Here is a 15,439-nt window from a genome sequence, read left to right as displayed (position 1 = left end):
CGGGACTCGTCAAGCGGTCGCGCGCCGTATCAGCGTCGTGGGCAGGACGACGCCGGCCGGCGCGCCGGTCGCCGACTCGTCGCGGGTCAGCGTGGACAGCAGCAGCCGGGCCATCAGCCGGCCCATCTCCTCGATGTCCTGACGGACCGTGGTCAGTGGCGGCTCGGTCTGTTCGGCGACGGGCAGCACGTCGTCGAAGCCGATCACGGCGACGTCCTCGGGCACCCGGCGGCCGCGCTCGCGCAGGACGCGCAGGGCACCGAGGGCGGTGAGGTCGTTGGCGGCGAACACGGCGTCCACGTCGGGGCAGCGGTCGAGGAGTTCGGCCATGGCGCGCTCGCCGCCGGAGGGGGTGAAGTCGCTGGCGACGACCAGCCGGGGGTCGGTCTCCCCCATCACGTCCCGGTAGCCCTGCAGCCGGTCGGCCGCCGATGTCTGGTCCAGCGGTCCGGTGATGTGCGCGATCCGGGTCCGGCCGAGACCGACGAGATGGCGTACCGCCTCCTCGGCGCCGCCCCGGTTGTCGCAGTCGACGTACACCGCGCTGTCCGTGCCGTCGCTCCAGCCGGGCCGGCCGCCGAACACGGTGGGGACGCCGGCGCCCTCGATCAGGCCCGGCAGCGGGTCGTCGAGGTGCAGCGAGAAGACCAGCGCGCCGTCGACATGGCCGCCGGCGAGATAGCGGGCCACCCGCGCGTGGTCGTCCCGTCCCTCGGTGAGCAGCAGGACGAGCTGGTTGTCGTGGGCGGTCAGTTCCTTGCTGATGCCGCGCAGCTGGAGGGCGAAGAAGGGGTCGGTGAAGATCCGGGTCTCGGGTTCGGCGATGACGACGGCGACGGCGTCGTGCCGCCTGGTGACGAGACTGCGGGCCGCCTGGTTGGGGACGTAGCCGAGTTCCTCGACCGCCCGCCGCACCCGCTGGACGAGGGGCTCGCGCACGCCGTCCCCGCCGTTGACGACCCGTGACACGGTGGCCCGGGAGACCCCGGCCCGTGCGGCCACGGCCTCCAGCGTGGGGCGCGACACTGCCTCGGACACCTCGGCCCTCCTCCTCGGCGGCTGGCGATCAGCATAGTCCCGGCCGCGGGAGGGCGGTCGGAGTGCTCCCGCCGGGCGATGCCGGGGCGTTGCCGACTCCCGCCGTCAGGAAGGCTGTTCGGGCCGGGCCCGGCTCGGCTGGACGCGTTTGGGCTCGCCCGGCATCTTCGGGTACTCCGGCGGATAGGGCAGGTCGCCGAGGCCGTGCTCGTCCTCGTCCCGGCGGGCGAGTTCCAGCAGGGCGTCGAGGGAGTAGGCGTGCTCGTCCATGTCGGCGTGCACGTCGCCGAGTTCGGCGAACCGGGCCAGCATCGTGACCAGATCGAAGTCCGCGGGCTGCACCTCGTCGACCTCCTCCCAGCGCAACGGCGCCGAGACCGGGGCGTTCGGGCGGGGCCGCAGGGAGTAGGCGGAGGCGATGGTGCGGTCGCGGGCGGTCTGGTTGTAGTCGACGAAGATGCGCTCGCCGCGCTCCTCCTTCCACCACTTGACGGTCACCCGGTCCGGCATCCGGCGTTCCAGCTCCCGGCCCACGGCGATGGCCGCGCGCCGGACCTGAGTGAAGGTCCACCTCGGTTCGATGGGCACGAAGACGTGCAGGCCACGGCCTCCGGAGGTCTTGGGCCAGCCCCGCAGTCCGCCGAACTCGTCGAGGACGGCGCGCAGTTCGTGGGCGGCGCGGACCGCGTCGGCGAAGTCGGTGCCGGGCTGCGGATCCAGGTCGATCCGCAGTTCGTCGGGACGGTCGACGTCGCCGCGCCGCACCGGCCAGGGGTGGAAGGTGAGCGTGCCGTACTGCGCGGCCCACACGACGGCGGCCTCCTCCGTGGGGCACATCTCGTCGGCGCTGCGGCCGCTGGGGAAGGTGATGTGTGCGGTGGGGATCCAGTCGGGCATGCCCTTGGGGGCGCGCTTCTGGTAGAACCACTCGCCCTCGACGCCGTCCGGGTAGCGCTGCAGGGTGGTGGGCCGGTCGCGCAGGGCGCGCAGGATGCCGGGGGCGACGGCCGCGTAGTAGCGGGCGACGTCCAGCTTGGTGAAACCGCGCTCCGGGAAGAACACCTTGTCCGGGCTGGACAGCCGTACGGTCCGGCCGGCCACCTCCAGTTGCACCGCATCGCCCATGCGGCCACGGTAGGCGCACCACCCCCACCCCGCATATCGGCTCGGCACGGCCGCCCGGCCGGTACCGGAGCGGGCGGCGTGACGAGCGGACGCCGGGGAGCGCTCGTACAGTCGTGGCATGGATCTGCCGGTGATGCCGCCCGTGAAGCCGATGCTCGCCAAGTCGGTGGCGACGATCCCGCCGGACATGCAGTACGAGGCGAAGTGGGACGGCTTCCGCGCGATCGTGTTCCGGGACGGCGCCGAGGTGGAGTTGGGCAGCCGCACCGGGAAGCCGCTGACCAGGTACTTCCCCGAGCTGGTGGCGGCGCTGCTGGAGCGGGTGCCCGAGCGGTGCGTGCTGGACGGGGAGATCGTGATCGCGCGGGAGGGCCGGCTGGACTTCGACGCGCTCACCGAGCGGATCCATCCGGCGGACTCCAGGGTGCGCACGCTGGCGGAGCGGACGCCCGCCTCCTTCGTCGCCTTCGACCTGCTGGCGCTGGACGACGAGTCCCTCCTCGACGTCCCGCTGACCGACCGCCGCGCCCTGCTCACCGGAGCCCTGGCCGACGTGACCCCGCCGGTGCATCTGGCGCCGGCCACCACCGATGTCGAGGTGGCCAGGCAGTGGTTCGAGCAGTACGAGGGGGCCGGTCTCGACGGGGTCATCGCCAAGCCGCTCACGCTGCGCTACCGGCAGGACGAGCGTGCCATGTTCAAGGTCAAGCACGAGCGGACGGCGGACGTCGTGGTGGCCGGCTACCGCTTCCACAAGAGCGGCCCCGTGGTCGGCTCGCTGCTGCTGGGCCTGTACGACGACCGGGGCGCCCTGCAGCACGTGGGCGTGTCGGCCGCGTTCCCGATGAAGCGGCGGGCCGAGCTGGTCGAGGAGCTGGAGCCGCTGCGCATGGCCGACGTCTCCGGGCACCCGTGGGCGGCCTGGGCGGAGGAGGCCGCGCACGAGTCGGCCCGGCTGCCCGGCGCGCCGAGCCGCTGGTCGGGCAAGAAGGACCTGTCCTGGGTGCCGGTGCGGCCGGAGCGGGTGGCCGAGGTGGCGTACGACCACATGGAGAACGGGGCCCGCTTCCGGCACACGGCCCGGTTCCGCCGCTGGCGCCCGGACCGCACACCGGAGAGCTGCACGTACGCCCAGCTGGAGGAGCCGGTGCGCTACGACCTCACGGAGATCCTGGGGTCCTGACCGTCCCCGATCCGATTCGGCCAGGTATGGCTCCCGATGACCTGTTGAGCACACAATCAAGCAGGAGCGTGAACGGGGCGGGACGAACCGGGGGGCAGCGGTGGACGGGCGACACGAGGCGCCGACGCGCCGGACCGTGCTGACGGCGGCACTGGCGGCGGTCGCGACGACGGCCTCCCTCTCGGCGGGCTGCACCCGGCACGGCACGACGGACGACGGCCGCACACCACGGGCCACCCCGACGCCGGGCGGGGCCACCCCGGCACCGAGCGGGCAGCAGGCCACCGGACCGGTCCTCGCCGTGAAGATCGACAACGTGGCGGCGGCCCGCCCGCAGACCGGGCTGGACGCGGCGGACGTGGTGTACGCGGAGCAGGTGGAGGGCGGGCTCAGCCGGCTGATGGCGGTGTACGCCACCCGGCTCCCCGAGGTCGTCGGGCCCGTCCGCAGTGCCCGCGAGTCCGATCTGGAACTGCTGCGCCAGTTCGACCGCCCGACGCTCGCCTTCTCCGGCGCCCAGCGGAAACTGCTCCCCCTGATCCGCGAGGCGCCGCTGCGGCCCGAGTCACCGGCGGAGGCGTCCGGCGCCTACTACCGGGGCAGCGGCCGGCCCGCTCCGCACAACCTGTACCTCCGCCCGGCCGGGCTGATGCCGGACGGGGCGCCCGGCAGAGCGGCGCTCACCACCGGCTTCCGCTACGGCCCGGCCCCGGCCGGCGGCACGGTCACCGCCTCCCGCACGGTGCGGTTCCCCGCGGCCCGCTTCGCCTTCACCTGGTCCGGCGACCGGAACCGCTGGCTGGTGTCGATGGACGGCACCCCGGCGACGACGACGGCCGGCGCCCGGTTGGCACCGGCGACGGTCGTGGTGCAGCACGTGCGGGTCCGGCGGTCGGGGTACCACGACGTGCTCGGCAACAACACACCGTTCACCGAGACGGTGGGTTCGGGGAAGGCGGAGGTGCTGCGGGACGGGCGGTCGTTCGAAGCCACCTGGTCCCGCCCGGCCGCCACCGGCGGAACGGCCTTCACGGGCCCGGACGGCAGCCCGGTGGAGTTCGCCGACGGTCAGGTGTGGGTGGTGTTCGCGAAGGCCTGACCCTCCGGCACGGCCGGCTCGGCCGCGTTGCGCAGGCCCTCTGCCGCGTCCGAGACCCTGCGGATCAGTTCGAAGAACAGGTTCTGCTCCTCGGCCGAGAGCGGGGCGAGGAAGACCTGGTTCATCCGGGCGGTGCGCACGGAGAGCTTGCGGTGGACCCGCACCCCCTCGTCGGTGAGGCGCAGCAGGAAGCGGCGCCCGTCCTGCGGGTCGCGCACCTTGTCGAGGAGCTCGCGCCGGCCCAGCCGGCTGATGACCTCGGCGATGGTCGACCGGTCCAGCCCCACCCGCTCCCCCACGGTCCGCTGGTCGAGTCCCGGCTCGGCGACGAGCGCGTTCAGCACGGCGAACTGCGGCGAGGTGATCTCCTCCGAGACCATGGTGTTCCACAGCAGGTAGTGGGCCTGCTGGAGCCGCCGGGCCAGGTGCCCGGGGTGGGTGGTGAGGTCCACCGCGGCCATGTGCACTCCCGTGGTCCGAATTCGTTGGTGCACTGAACGATAGCGGCAGACGCTGGCGCTGTCTGTATACCCGTCTGCCATCACCCCAGCTCTTGACGGGTGGCGATGCCAGTGGCAGCGTGGCAGACATCTCGCTGAAATACTCAGTGCCCTGATTAATTCGCTGAGAGATGAGGCTTCACGGATGGACAAGGTGGTCGCCACGGCCGCGGAAGCGGTGGCCGATGTGCCGGAGGGCGCGTCGCTGGCGGTGGGCGGGTTCGGGCTGAGCGGTGTGCCCAACGTGCTGATCGGGGCGTTGTACGAGCGGGGCGTCAGTGGCCTGAGTGTGGTCTCGAACAACTGCGGGGCGATGGACACGGGGCTGGCCGTCCTGCTCGCCGCCGGGCGGATCGCACGGGTCACCGGCTCGTACATCGGGGCGAACAAGGAGTTCGCGCGCCAGTACCTGGCCGGTGAGCTGGAGGTGGAGCTGATCCCCCAGGGCACCCTCGCCGAGCGGCTGCGGGCGGGTGGGGCGGGGATCCCCGCGTTCTACACGCCGGCGGGAGTGGGCACCCAGGTCGCGGAGGGCGGGCTGCCCTGGCGCTACGACGGCGCCGGCGGGGTGGCGCTGGCCTCGCCCGCGAAGGAGGTGCGGGAGTTCGACGGCACCGAGTACGTGCTGGAACGGGGCATCCGCACGGACTTCGCGCTGGTGCGCGCCGCGAAGGGCGACCGGCACGGGAACCTGGTGTTCAACAAGTCCAGCCGCAACTTCAACCCGCTCGCGGCGATGGCGGGCAAGGTCACCGTCGCCGAGGTGGAGGAGCTGGTGGAGCCCGGCGCGATCGACCCGGACGCGGTGCATCTGCCGGGGATCTTCGTGCAGCGGGTGGTGGCCCTCACCCCCGGGCAGGCGGCGGACAAGAAGATCGAGCAGCGGACGGTGAGCAGCTGATGGCCTGGACGCGTCAGGAGATGGCCGCGCGGGCGGCGCGCGAACTGCGGGACGGGCAGTACGTGAACCTGGGGATCGGCCTGCCGACGCTGATCCCGAACTATCTGCCCGAGGGGGTGGAGGTGGTCCTGGAGTCGGAGAACGGCATCCTGGGCACCGGCCCCTACCCCACCGAGGACGCCGTCGACCCGGACCTGATCAACGCCGGGAAGGAGACGGTCACGGTCCTGCCGGGGGCGTCGTTCTTCGATTCCGCGCTGTCGTTCTCGATGATCCGCGGCGGGCACATCGACGTCGCGGTGCTGGGGGCGATGCAGGTGTCGGCCGGCGGGGACCTGGCCAACTGGGCGATCCCCGGGAAGCTGGTCACCGGGATCGGCGGGGCGATGGACCTGGTGCACGGCGCCCGCACGGTCATCGTGGTGATGACGCACACCGCCAAGGACGGTTCGGCGAAGATCCTCACCGAGTGCGCGCTGCCGCTGACCGGCAAGGCGTGCGTGGACCGGATCATCACCGACCTGGGGGTCCTGGACGTCACCGACGACGGACTCGTCCTCGTCGAGACCGCGCCCGGGGTCGGGGTGGAGGAGATCATCGCCAAAACCGACGCCAAACTCACTGTCCCGGAGGCTCTGCTGTGAACACGGTGTACATCGTCGACGCGGTCCGCACGCCGATCGGCCGCTACAACGGCGGGCTCGCCGGGGTACGGCCGGACGACCTGGCCGCCCACACCATCCGCGAACTCCTCGCCCGCACCCCGGACCTGGACCCGGCGCGGATCGAGGACGTCTACTTCGGCAACGCCAACGGCGCGGGCGAGGAGAACCGCAACGTGGGCCGGATGGCCGCGCTGCTCGCCGGGCTGCCCACCAGCGTGCCGGGCGTCACCGTCAACCGGCTGTGCGCCTCCGGCCTGGAGGCGGTCGTCCAGGCCGCCCGCGCCATCGCCGTCGGCGACGCCTCCATCGCCGTGGCCGGTGGCGTCGAGTCCATGACCCGGGCGCCGTACGTGCTGCCCAAGAGCGACCGGCCGTTCCCCGCCGGGAACGCCGAGCTGTACTCGACCACCCTCGGCTGGCGCATGGTCAACCCGAAGATGGCCCCGCAGTGGACCATCCCGCTGGGCGAGTCCGCGGAACGCATCGCGGACAAGCACAAGATCAGCCGGGAGCAGCAGGACGAGTTCGCCCTCGCCTCCCACCGGAAGGCGGCCGCCGCGCAGGCGCAGGGCCTGTTCGACGCCGAACTGGCCCCCGTGCCCGTCCCGCAGCGCAAGGGCGACCCGGTTCCCTTCACCGCCGACGAGTGCGTGCGGCCCGATGCCTCGCTCACCGCGATGGCCAAGCTCAAGCCGGCCTTCCGGGCCGAGGGCGGCACCGTGACCGCGGGCAACTCCTCCCCCCTCAACGACGGCGCGGCGGCGCTGCTGCTGACCGACGAGGAGGGCCTGAAGACGCTCGGGCGGGAACCGCTGGCCCGGGTCAGCGCGACCGGGGTGTCCGGGATCGACCCGGACTACTTCGGCCTGGCCCCGGTCGAGGCGGTGACGCGTGCGCTGGGCAAGGCCGGCAAGGGGTTCGGGGATCTGTCGGTGCTGGAGCTGAACGAGGCGTTCGCCGCGCAGGTGCTGGGGTGTGTGGCCGAGTGGCCCGAGTTCGATCCGGCGATCCTCAATCCGCAGGGCGGGGCGACCGCCCTCGGCCACCCCCTCGGCGCGTCCGGGGCCCGGCTCGCCGGGACCGTGGCCCATCAACTCGCCCGGCGCGGTTCCGGTGTCGGCGTGGCCACCCTGTGCATCGGCGTCGGGCAGGGGCTCGCGCTTGTTCTTGAGCGATAGAGCGACAGAGCGACAGGTCGTGGAGCGCCTGCGGGGGCGTTGTGGCTGGTCGCGCAGTTCCTCCCCCAGCCTTCGGCCGGGGGTACCCCCAGCGCCCCTGAAGACAAAGACAGGGCGCTTCACCGAGGACTCCTTATGACACTCACCCAGGGCGACATCGACCTCGAAATCGCCGCCGAGCATGCCGCCTACGAGAAGCGCGTCGCCGACGGCGCTCCCGTCGAGCATCACCCCCGGCGGGACTACGCCCCCTACCGGTCCTCCGTGCTCCGGCATCCGAAACAGCCCCTGGTCGCCATCGACACGGCCCAGGACCCGGAGCTGGTGGAGCTGCACTCCCCCGCGTTCGGGGAGCGGGACATCACCGGCATAGACAACGACCTGACCCGGCAGCACAGCGGTGAGCCCGTCGGTGAGCGGATCACCGTCTCCGGACGGCTCCTGGACCGGGACGGCCGGCCGGTCCGGGGCCAGCTGATCGAGATCTGGCAGGCCAACTCGGCGGGCCGCTACGCGCACCAGCGCGAGCAGCACGACGCCCCGCTGGACCCCAACTTCACGGGCGTCGGCCGTACGATCACCGACGCCGACGGCGGCTACCACTTCACCACTGTCCAGCCGGGCCCCTACCCCTGGCGCAACCACCTCAACGCCTGGCGTCCGGCCCACATCCACTTCTCGATGTTCGGTTCGGCATTCACGCAGCGGCTGGTCACGCAGATGTACTTCCCGAGCGACCCGCTGTTCCCGTACGACCCGATCATCCAGTCGGTGACGGACGACGCGGCCCGCCAGCGCCTGGTCGCGACCTACGACCACGGTCTGTCCGTGCCGGAGTTCTCGATGGGCTACCACTGGGACATCGTGCTGGACGGCCCGCACGCCACCTGGATCGAAGAAGGACGCTGACCCGCCATGACGAAGATCGACACGAGCAGCCCCGAGCACGTGCTGCCCACCCCGTCGCACACGGTCGGCCCGTTCTACGGCTACGCGCTGCCGTTCCGCGGCGGCGAGGACATCGCACCCCTCGGGCACCCGGACACGGTCACCGTCCACGGGTACGTCTACGACGGGGAGGGCGCCCCGCTGCCCGACGCGCTCCTGGAGGTGTGGGGCGCCGACCCGGACGGGAACGTGTCCACGACCGACGGTTCGATCCGCCGCGACCCGGCGACCGGTGATTATCTCGGCCGCAACGGCGTGGAGTTCACCGGCTGGGGCCGGATCCAGACCGACGCCGACGGCCACTGGTACGCACGGACGCTGCGGCCCGGCGCCCGCGGCGGCAGCGCGCCCTACCTCAGCGTGTGCGTGTTCGCGCGCGGGCTGCTGGTGCACCTGTTCACCCGGATCTACCTGCCGGGCGACGACGCGGCGCTCGCCGCCGACCCGCTGCTCACCCGGGTGGGCGAGCGACGCGACACGCTGATCGCCGCCGACGAGGGCCGGGGGACCTACCGTTTCGACATCCGCCTTCAGGGCGAGGGCGAGACGGTCTTCCTGGAGTTCCAGTGAGTTCAGTGGATCACGGCGGCGGTGACGCCGGGCTGCTCGGTCCCGGGTGGTCCGGTTCCGCGGCCGCGGCCGCGACGAGCGACGGCGCCTTTCTGCGGGCCCTGCTCGACGCGGAGGCGGCCCTCACCCGTGCCCAGGCCGCCCTGGGACTGGCCCCGGCCGGGGCCGCGACGGCCGTGACCGAGGCGGCCGACCCCGGCCGCTACGACGTCGGCGCCCTCGCGGAGCGCGCCCGCGGCGGCGGCAACCCGGTCATCCCGCTGGTCGCCGAGCTGACGAAGGCGGTCGGCACGGAGTACGGGCCGTTCGTCCACCGGGGTGCGACCAGCCAGGACATCATGGACACGGCAACCATGCTGGTCGCCGCCCGCACCCTGGACCTCGTACTCGCCGACCTCGGACGGACCGAGCGGGCGCTGGCCCGGCTGGCCGCCGAGCACCGAGACACGCCGATGCCGGGCCGCACGCTCACCCAGCACGCCGTGCCGACGACGTTCGGACTGAAGGCGGCCGGCTGGCGCTCGCTGGTCCTCGACGCCCGGGACCGCGCGGCCCTGGTCCGGGAGTCGCTGCCCGCCCAACTCGGCGGCGCGGCAGGCACGCTGGCCGCCTTCGGGGCGTACGGCGCGGCGCACCCCGAGCAGCTGCCGGCCGCGTACGCCCGTGAACTCGCCCTCGCCACGCCGCTGTTGCCCTGGCACACCCTGCGCACGCCGGTCGCCGACCTCGCCGGGTGCCTCGCCTTCACGGCCGGGGCGCTGGGGAAGACCGCCGTGGACGTGCTGCTCCTGTCCCGTACCGAGATCGGCGAGGTCGCCGAGGGCAGCGGGGGCGGTTCCTCGGCGATGCCGCACAAGGCCAACCCCGTGCGGTCGACCCTGATCGCGGCGGCCGCGCGGCGGGCCCCGCAGCTCGCGGCCGTCCTGTACGGCTCGATGGCCGCGGAGGACGAACGGCCGGCCGGCGCCTGGCACGCCGAGTGGGAGCCGCTGCGGGATCTGCTGCGCACCGTCGGAGGCGCGGCCCGGGACGCGGCGGAGCTGGTGGAGGGGCTGCGGGTGCACCCGGAGGCGATGCGCCGCCACCTCGGCCTCACCAACGGGCTGATCGTCTCGGAGCGGCTCTCCGCCGAGCTGGCCCCCGTGCTCGGCCGGGCCCGCGCCAAGGAGCTGCTCGGCGAACTGGCCCGCCGTACCCACTCCGAGCACCGAGCGCTGCGTGAACTCCTCGCCGAGGAGCCCGACCTGAAGGACGTCGATCTCGACGACCTGACCGATCCCGCCCGCTACACCGGTTCTGCCGGTGTGCTCACCGACCGTGCCCTGGAGCGACGTTGACCGAGAACTTCCTCAACCACCGCGTCGAGGGCCCCGCTTCGGCTCCCCCGCTGCTCCTCGGGCCGTCGCTCGGCACCTCGTACGCCCTGTGGGACGCCGTGGCACCCGAGCTGTCCACCGCGCACCGGGTGGTGCGCTGGGACCTGCCGGGCCACGGGGGTTCGGCGCCCGGCCTGATCAAGGCGGGGGCGACCGTCGGTGACCTCGCCGACCTGGTGCTCGCGCTCGCCGACTCGCTCGGCATCGAGCGGTTCGCGTACGCGGGGGTGTCGCTGGGCGGTGCCGTGGGCCTGCACCTGGCCGTCCACCACCCGGACCGGCTGGAGAACCTGGCGGTGATCTGTTCCTCGGCCCATTTCGGCGGGTCCCGTCCCTGGGAGGAGCGGGCCGAGCGGGTGCGCCGGGAGGGCGTGGCGTGGCTGGCGGAGAACGCCGACTCCCGCTGGTTCACCCCCGGGTTCACCGTGCCCCGGCTGGTCGAGGACCAGCGGACCGCCGACCCGGAGGCGTACGCCGCCTGCTGCGACGCGCTGGCCGCCTTCGACCTGCGGGACCGGCTCGGCGAGATCGCCGTACGCACCCTGCTGATCGCCGGCCGGCAGGACCCCGCGACCCCGCCGCCGCACCTGCGGGAGATCGCGGACGCGGTGCCGTCGTCGACGCTGGTCGAACTGCCGGGCGCCGCGCATCTGGCGCCCGCGCAGTGCCCCGAGGCCGTCCTGACCGCGCTCCGCTCCCACCTCGACGGGGGTGCCCGGCGCGGGATGGCGGTACGCCGCGAAGTCCTCGGCGACGCCCACGTCGACGGTGCCCAGGCCCGGCAGACGCCCTTCACGGCCCGCTTCCAGGACTTCATCTCGCGCTACGCGTGGGGCGAGATCTGGACCGACCCCACGCTCTCCCGGCGTGAACGCAGCATGATCACTCTCACCGCGCTGGTCGCCCACGGCCACTACGACGAGCTGGCAATGCACGTGCGGGCGGCCCGGCGCAACGGGCTGACGCCGGAGGAGATCGGCGCGGTGCTGCTGCAGACGGCCGTGTACTGCGGGGTCCCGGCGGCCAACTCGGCGTTCGCGACGGCGCAACGGGTGCTGGCGGAGGAGGAAGGGTGACCCTGCCGGTCGTACCTCCAGCGGCAGTACCCATCCGGCGCCGTCCCGCGCCTAGGCTGACGGCATGTCCACTGTTCTGATCACCGGTGCCACCTCCGGGCTCGGCCGGTACGTCGCCTTCGAACTGGTCCGCGCCGGACACCTCGTCCTCGCCCACGGCCGCGATCCGGGCCGTACCGGGCGCCTGGTCGACGAACTGCGCACCGAGGGCACGGCGGAGGGCTTCGTCGCGGACCTGGCCGTGCTGGCCCAGGTCCGCGAACTGGGCGCCCGGGTCGCCGACGCCCACCCCGGCCTGGACGTACTGGTCAACAACGCGGGCGTCGGCGCCGGCACCCCCGGCTCGGGACGCGAACTGAGCACGGACGGCCACGAGTTGCGCCTGGCCGTCAACTACCTGGCCCCGGTGACCCTGACGCGCGCCCTCCTCCCGGTACTGCGCGCGAACACCCCCTCGCGGGTCGTGAACGTCGGTTCGGCGGGCCAGGAACCCCTCGACTTCGACGACCCCGAATTCACCCGCGGCTACCAGGGCTTCGCGGCGTACTGCCGGGCCAAGTTCGCCCTGGCCGCCCACACCTTCGCGCTGGCGGAGGAGTTGGCGGACACCGGCGTCTCGGTGAACGTCCTGCACCCGGCGACCTTCATGGACACCGCGATGGTGCGGGAGGGCGGTGTGGCGCCCTGGAGCACGGTGGCGGACGGCGCCCCGGGCGTCCTGGCCCTGGCCACGCAGGACTTGGGAACGGGCGGCTACTTCGACGGCACGAACAAGGCGCGGGCGCACGAGGCGACGTACAGCCGAGAGGTGCAGAAACGCCTGTCAGCGGTGACTGATCAACTCCTGTCCCTGTAGCGCCCCTTCTTTCGGGGGCGCTGGGGGTACCCCCGGCCGAAGGCTGGGGGAGGAACTGCGCGACCAGCCACGCACCACCCGCACCCGTCAACGCAACCCGCGCCCCGTATCCAGAACCTCCCGAGCCTGAGCAACCAGCCCGTCGGCGCCACAGGACCGAGCCAACGCCAGCCCCCGATTCAACTCGGCCACCGACCGCGCCGCGATCCCGTACTCCACCCGCGCCGCCGCATGCTCGTACTGGCAGGGCGAGGCCTCCAGATACGCCACCGCCTGCGAGGCCAGCCGCACCTGCCGTTGCCCGGTCTCCAGCGCGGCGGCGCACCGCAGCGCCTCGCCGATCGCGGTGTCCGTGCCGAACCGCTCGGCCTGCCGTCACGCGTCGACCGCCAGCCGGGCCGCCCGCGCCGGGTCCTCGCCCGCGAGGGCGCGGGCGAGGTCGAGCGCCCAGGGCACGACCACGGGGTTGAAGTGGCCGCGCGCGGCGGCCGCCTTCTCCGCCGCCTCCAGTTCGTTCACCGCCTCCTCCGTGCGCCCGACCGCGAGCAGCAGCCGGCCGCGCACCGACCGCGGGTCCGGCATGACGATGGTGGAGGGGTACGGCGGTGCGAAGCCGTACTGTTCGGCGGTCTCCCAGGCCTGCTCGACATGGCCGCGGGCGAGCAGCGTGTCGACGAGGTTGCAGGTGGCGGTCCAGTACAGGGGCAGCCGGCGGCCGACCCGCTCGGCGATCCGCAGGGACTCCCGCAGGGAGGTCTCGGCGTCCCGCAGCCGCCCCCGCCTGCGGTGGCCGAGGCCGACGTAGGCATGGGCGAGGGCGAGGTGGCCGCCGCTCCAGCCGGACGACTCGTAGGCGCGCAGGGCCTCGTTGTACAGGCTCTCCGCGCGGTCGAGGCGGTCGGTGTAGACGTAGGAGTTGGCGAGCATCAGCAGGAGTTCGATGCCCCACTCGGTGTCGGTCCAGCCGAGGCCGGGCGCGAGCCGGCCGTTGACGAGGGCGCGGTCGCACAGCTCGACGACCTCCTCCGCGCTCTCGCCCTGTATCAGCAGGTCGAAGCCGCGCAGCATCAGCAGGGCGCGCTCCGAGTTGTCGCGGCCGGTGCAGATGGCGGCGAGGTCGGCGAGCCGTTCGGAGCGGCGTGGGGAGACGGCCTCGCCCGCGATGCCCTCCCACATGAACTGGACGGCCTGGAGCCGGAGTCTGGCGGGTCCTTCCTCGTGCCGGGCGGCCTCCGCCTCGACCGCGCGGACGGCCTCCTCCAGCTGGTCGTTGTGGAGGAGCGCCTGGGAGAGCCGGAAGACGGCGTCGACGCGTTCGGGACCGGAGAGGCCGGGCATGCCGAGAGCGCTCTGCAGGTGTCCGATGGTGACGGCGGGGTTGGTGAGCAGGGTCGCGCAGCCCAGTTCGTAGAGCACGCGCGCGTGGACCTCGGGGAGGGGCGGTTCGCGCAGGGCGCGTTCGAGGCAGCGGCGGGCCGCGTCCGGGGCGCCGACCGCGAGGTGCTCCTTGGCCGCGTCCCGCAGCTGTTCGACGAGTTCCTCGTCGTCGTCCGGGTGCACCTTCAGCAGGTGGCGGGACGCCTCGGCGATGCCGCGGCCGTCGTCCAGGACGATCTGGGCGGCGATGCCGTGCATGGCGGTGCACATGGCGGGCGGGATGGAGTTGTAGACGGCGGTGGCGATCAGCGGGTGGACGAACTCCAGGTCGCCGGTGTGGGTCCGGGAGCCGGCCGGGTCGGGCGCGGTGAGGATGCGGGCGGTGCACAGCAGTTCGGCGCAGCGCTCGGCGTCGTCCACGGCCATGCTGGCGAGCTGGGCGACGAGACCGACGGAGATGCCGGTGCCGAGGATGGCCGCGGCCCAGGCGAACCGGGTGGCGTCGACGCCGAGGCCTTCGAGGCGGGTGACGAGGCCGCCGCCCCTGGCCGACCGGTTGAGGGCGCGCAGTTCGCCGGCCCGGGACTCGACCGGCTCGACCTCGCTGTCCTGGACCTTGGCGAGGAGTTCGACGGTCTCGTAGGGGTTGCCGCCGGTGACGGCCCAGACCTCGCGGCAGAACGGGGCGTCGGCGTGCTCGCCCAGGGTGGCGCGGGTGAGGCCGGCGGTGGCGTCCGGGGTGAGTGCGCTGACGGTGCGGACGGGGCGGCCGGACGCGGCGGCCACGGCGTCGAGGTGGCGGGCGCTGTCGCCGCTGACCTCGCCGGGGCGGCGGGCCACCAGGAGCAGGACGGACAGGTCGTCGAGGCGTTCCACGAAGGCGGCGAGCCAGGCCAGGGTCTCCTGGTCGGCCCAGTGCGCGTCGTCGACCAGCAGGACCAGCGGCCAGTCGCGTTTGGCGAGCCGGCGGACGGCGGCGACCAGGCCGTCGCAGACGCCCTGCGGGTCGGCCTGGCGGTCCCCGGGGTCGGTGATGCCGAGGGCGGGGCCGGCGATCTCGTACCAGTCGCCGAGGTACTCCCGGGCCTCCTCGGGCAGCAGGGAGACCAGGGCGGGCTGGAGCAGTTGCCGGACCACGTGGAAGGGGACGCTGCGCAGGGTCTCCACGCCGCGGGTGGACCAGACGGTGCAGCCCCGCCGTTCGGCGAGGCGCCGGGTCTCGGCCAGCAGCGCGGTCTTGCCGAGCCCGGCCTCGCCGCGGACCACCAGCAGGTGCCCGGAGGTGGAACGGTCGGCGCACAGGACGTCGAGGGCCTCGGTGACGGCGGCGATCTCCTCCTCGCGCTCCCAGAGGCGGGCCGGGGCGCCTCCCGAGGGCTGCTCCTCCGTCATCCTGCTACCTCCCCAAGTCGCCCGAACGACGTACAGACCACGAGCGTAGCCGTCCTGTTGGCTGTCCGGAGGCGGGTCCGGACAGCTGTTGCCGTGACGGGTGAAAGCGGGTGCGGCCGGGCGACGCGGGACAGCCCCGACCTGCCGCTGTGCAG

General features: G+C 73.4%; 13 protein-coding genes and 1 pseudogene. 10 read left to right on the top strand and 4 right to left on the bottom strand.

All coding sequences use genetic code 11. The features are described from left to right. Nucleotides 1-9 precede the first annotated feature (9 nt). Nucleotides 10-1,038, bottom strand: coding sequence for a substrate-binding domain-containing protein (locus ACFZB3_RS04430; RefSeq protein WP_391369412.1), 1,029 nt, complete (start codon nucleotides 1,036-1,038; stop codon nucleotides 10-12). A 105-nt stretch (nucleotides 1,039-1,143) separates the two neighbouring features. Beyond that, a complete protein-coding gene (gene ligD / locus ACFZB3_RS04425; protein ID WP_391369409.1) occupies nucleotides 1,144-2,163 on the bottom strand; it encodes a non-homologous end-joining DNA ligase in 1,020 nt (339 codons plus the stop codon). Nucleotides 2,164-2,281: 118 nt separating this feature from the next. Here ligD and ACFZB3_RS04420 point away from each other — a divergent pair, with 118 nt between their 5' ends. Together ACFZB3_RS04420 and ACFZB3_RS04415 are read left to right on the top strand one after the other, a co-directional pair. Further along, a complete protein-coding gene (locus tag ACFZB3_RS04420) occupies nucleotides 2,282-3,346 on the top strand; it encodes an ATP-dependent DNA ligase (RefSeq protein WP_391369407.1) in 1,065 nt (354 codons plus the stop codon). Nucleotides 3,347-3,446: 100 nt separating this feature from the next. Continuing rightward, on the top strand, nucleotides 3,447-4,445 hold the full coding sequence (locus tag ACFZB3_RS04415) for a DUF3048 domain-containing protein (protein ID WP_391369405.1): 999 nt from the start codon (nucleotides 3,447-3,449) through the stop codon (nucleotides 4,443-4,445). Here ACFZB3_RS04415 and ACFZB3_RS04410 read toward each other — a convergent pair. After that, a complete protein-coding gene (locus ACFZB3_RS04410; protein WP_391369402.1) occupies nucleotides 4,415-4,906 on the bottom strand; it encodes a MarR family transcriptional regulator in 492 nt (163 codons plus the stop codon). The genes ACFZB3_RS04415 and ACFZB3_RS04410 overlap by 31 nt on opposite strands. 184 nt (nucleotides 4,907-5,090) lie before the next feature. Here ACFZB3_RS04410 and ACFZB3_RS04405 point away from each other — a divergent pair, with 184 nt between their 5' ends. The 8 genes from ACFZB3_RS04405 (at nucleotide 5,091) to ACFZB3_RS04370 (ending at nucleotide 12,515) form a co-directional block, all read left to right on the top strand. Further along, on the top strand, nucleotides 5,091-5,846 hold the full coding sequence (locus ACFZB3_RS04405; protein ID WP_391369399.1) for a 3-oxoacid CoA-transferase subunit A: 756 nt from the start codon (nucleotides 5,091-5,093) through the stop codon (nucleotides 5,844-5,846). Continuing rightward, entirely contained in the window at nucleotides 5,846-6,490 is a 645-nt protein-coding gene (locus ACFZB3_RS04400) for a 3-oxoacid CoA-transferase subunit B (RefSeq protein ID WP_391369396.1), read from the top strand. The genes ACFZB3_RS04405 and ACFZB3_RS04400 overlap by 1 nt, the downstream gene beginning before the upstream one ends. Beyond that, a complete protein-coding gene (locus ACFZB3_RS04395) occupies nucleotides 6,487-7,689 on the top strand; it encodes an acetyl-CoA C-acyltransferase (protein WP_391369393.1) in 1,203 nt (400 codons plus the stop codon). Before ACFZB3_RS04400 ends, ACFZB3_RS04395 begins: the two co-directional genes overlap by 4 nt. 135 nt (nucleotides 7,690-7,824) lie before the next feature. Next, on the top strand, nucleotides 7,825-8,598 hold the full coding sequence (gene pcaH, locus ACFZB3_RS04390; RefSeq protein ID WP_391369390.1) for a protocatechuate 3,4-dioxygenase subunit beta: 774 nt from the start codon (nucleotides 7,825-7,827) through the stop codon (nucleotides 8,596-8,598). A 6-nt stretch (nucleotides 8,599-8,604) separates the two neighbouring features. Further along, complete coding sequence (pcaG, locus tag ACFZB3_RS04385) at nucleotides 8,605-9,207, top strand: protocatechuate 3,4-dioxygenase subunit alpha (protein ID WP_391369387.1); 603 nt, start codon at nucleotides 8,605-8,607, stop codon at nucleotides 9,205-9,207. Further along, nucleotides 9,204-10,544, top strand: coding sequence for a 3-carboxy-cis,cis-muconate cycloisomerase (pcaB, locus tag ACFZB3_RS04380; protein ID WP_391369385.1), 1,341 nt, complete (start codon nucleotides 9,204-9,206; stop codon nucleotides 10,542-10,544). The genes pcaG and pcaB overlap by 4 nt, the downstream gene beginning before the upstream one ends. Beyond that, nucleotides 10,541-11,659, top strand: coding sequence for a 3-oxoadipate enol-lactonase (gene pcaD / locus ACFZB3_RS04375; protein ID WP_391369382.1), 1,119 nt, complete (start codon nucleotides 10,541-10,543; stop codon nucleotides 11,657-11,659). The genes pcaB and pcaD overlap by 4 nt, the downstream gene beginning before the upstream one ends. A gap of 64 nt (nucleotides 11,660-11,723) precedes the next feature. Then, nucleotides 11,724-12,515: an SDR family NAD(P)-dependent oxidoreductase gene (locus tag ACFZB3_RS04370; RefSeq protein ID WP_391369379.1), complete on the top strand. Its 792-nt coding sequence runs from the start codon at nucleotides 11,724-11,726 to the stop codon at nucleotides 12,513-12,515. 87 nt (nucleotides 12,516-12,602) lie between these two features. On the opposite strand, the pseudogene ACFZB3_RS04365 reads toward ACFZB3_RS04370, so the two are convergent. Further along, nucleotides 12,603-15,284 (bottom strand): annotated as a pseudogene (locus tag ACFZB3_RS04365) (ATP-binding protein). Nucleotides 15,285-15,439 lie beyond the last annotated feature (155 nt).

Origin of the sequence: Streptomyces sp. NPDC008092 (assembly GCF_042957285.1) — a bacterium.
GTDB lineage: Bacteria > Actinomycetota > Actinomycetes > Streptomycetales > Streptomycetaceae > Streptomyces.
The sequence above is the reverse complement of the archived record's forward strand: the minus strand, read 5'-3'. Positions and strand labels throughout refer to the sequence as shown.

Excerpts from the sequence above, each read along its gene's own strand:
- pcaG (WP_391369387.1), top strand. The coding sequence starts at position 8,605 with ATGACGAAGATCGACACGAGCAGCCCCGAGCACGTGCTGCCCACCCCG.
- ligD (WP_391369409.1), bottom strand. The coding sequence starts at position 2,163 with ATGGGCGATGCGGTGCAACTGGAGGTGGCCGGCCGGACCGTACGGCTG.
- ACFZB3_RS04410 (WP_391369402.1), bottom strand. The coding sequence starts at position 4,906 with ATGGCCGCGGTGGACCTCACCACCCACCCCGGGCACCTGGCCCGGCGG.
- ACFZB3_RS04405 (WP_391369399.1), top strand. The coding sequence starts at position 5,091 with ATGGACAAGGTGGTCGCCACGGCCGCGGAAGCGGTGGCCGATGTGCCG.
- pcaH (WP_391369390.1), top strand. The coding sequence starts at position 7,825 with ATGACACTCACCCAGGGCGACATCGACCTCGAAATCGCCGCCGAGCAT.
- ACFZB3_RS04420 (WP_391369407.1), top strand. The coding sequence starts at position 2,282 with ATGGATCTGCCGGTGATGCCGCCCGTGAAGCCGATGCTCGCCAAGTCG.
- ACFZB3_RS04400 (WP_391369396.1), top strand. The coding sequence starts at position 5,846 with ATGGCCTGGACGCGTCAGGAGATGGCCGCGCGGGCGGCGCGCGAACTG.
- ACFZB3_RS04370 (WP_391369379.1), top strand. The coding sequence starts at position 11,724 with ATGTCCACTGTTCTGATCACCGGTGCCACCTCCGGGCTCGGCCGGTAC.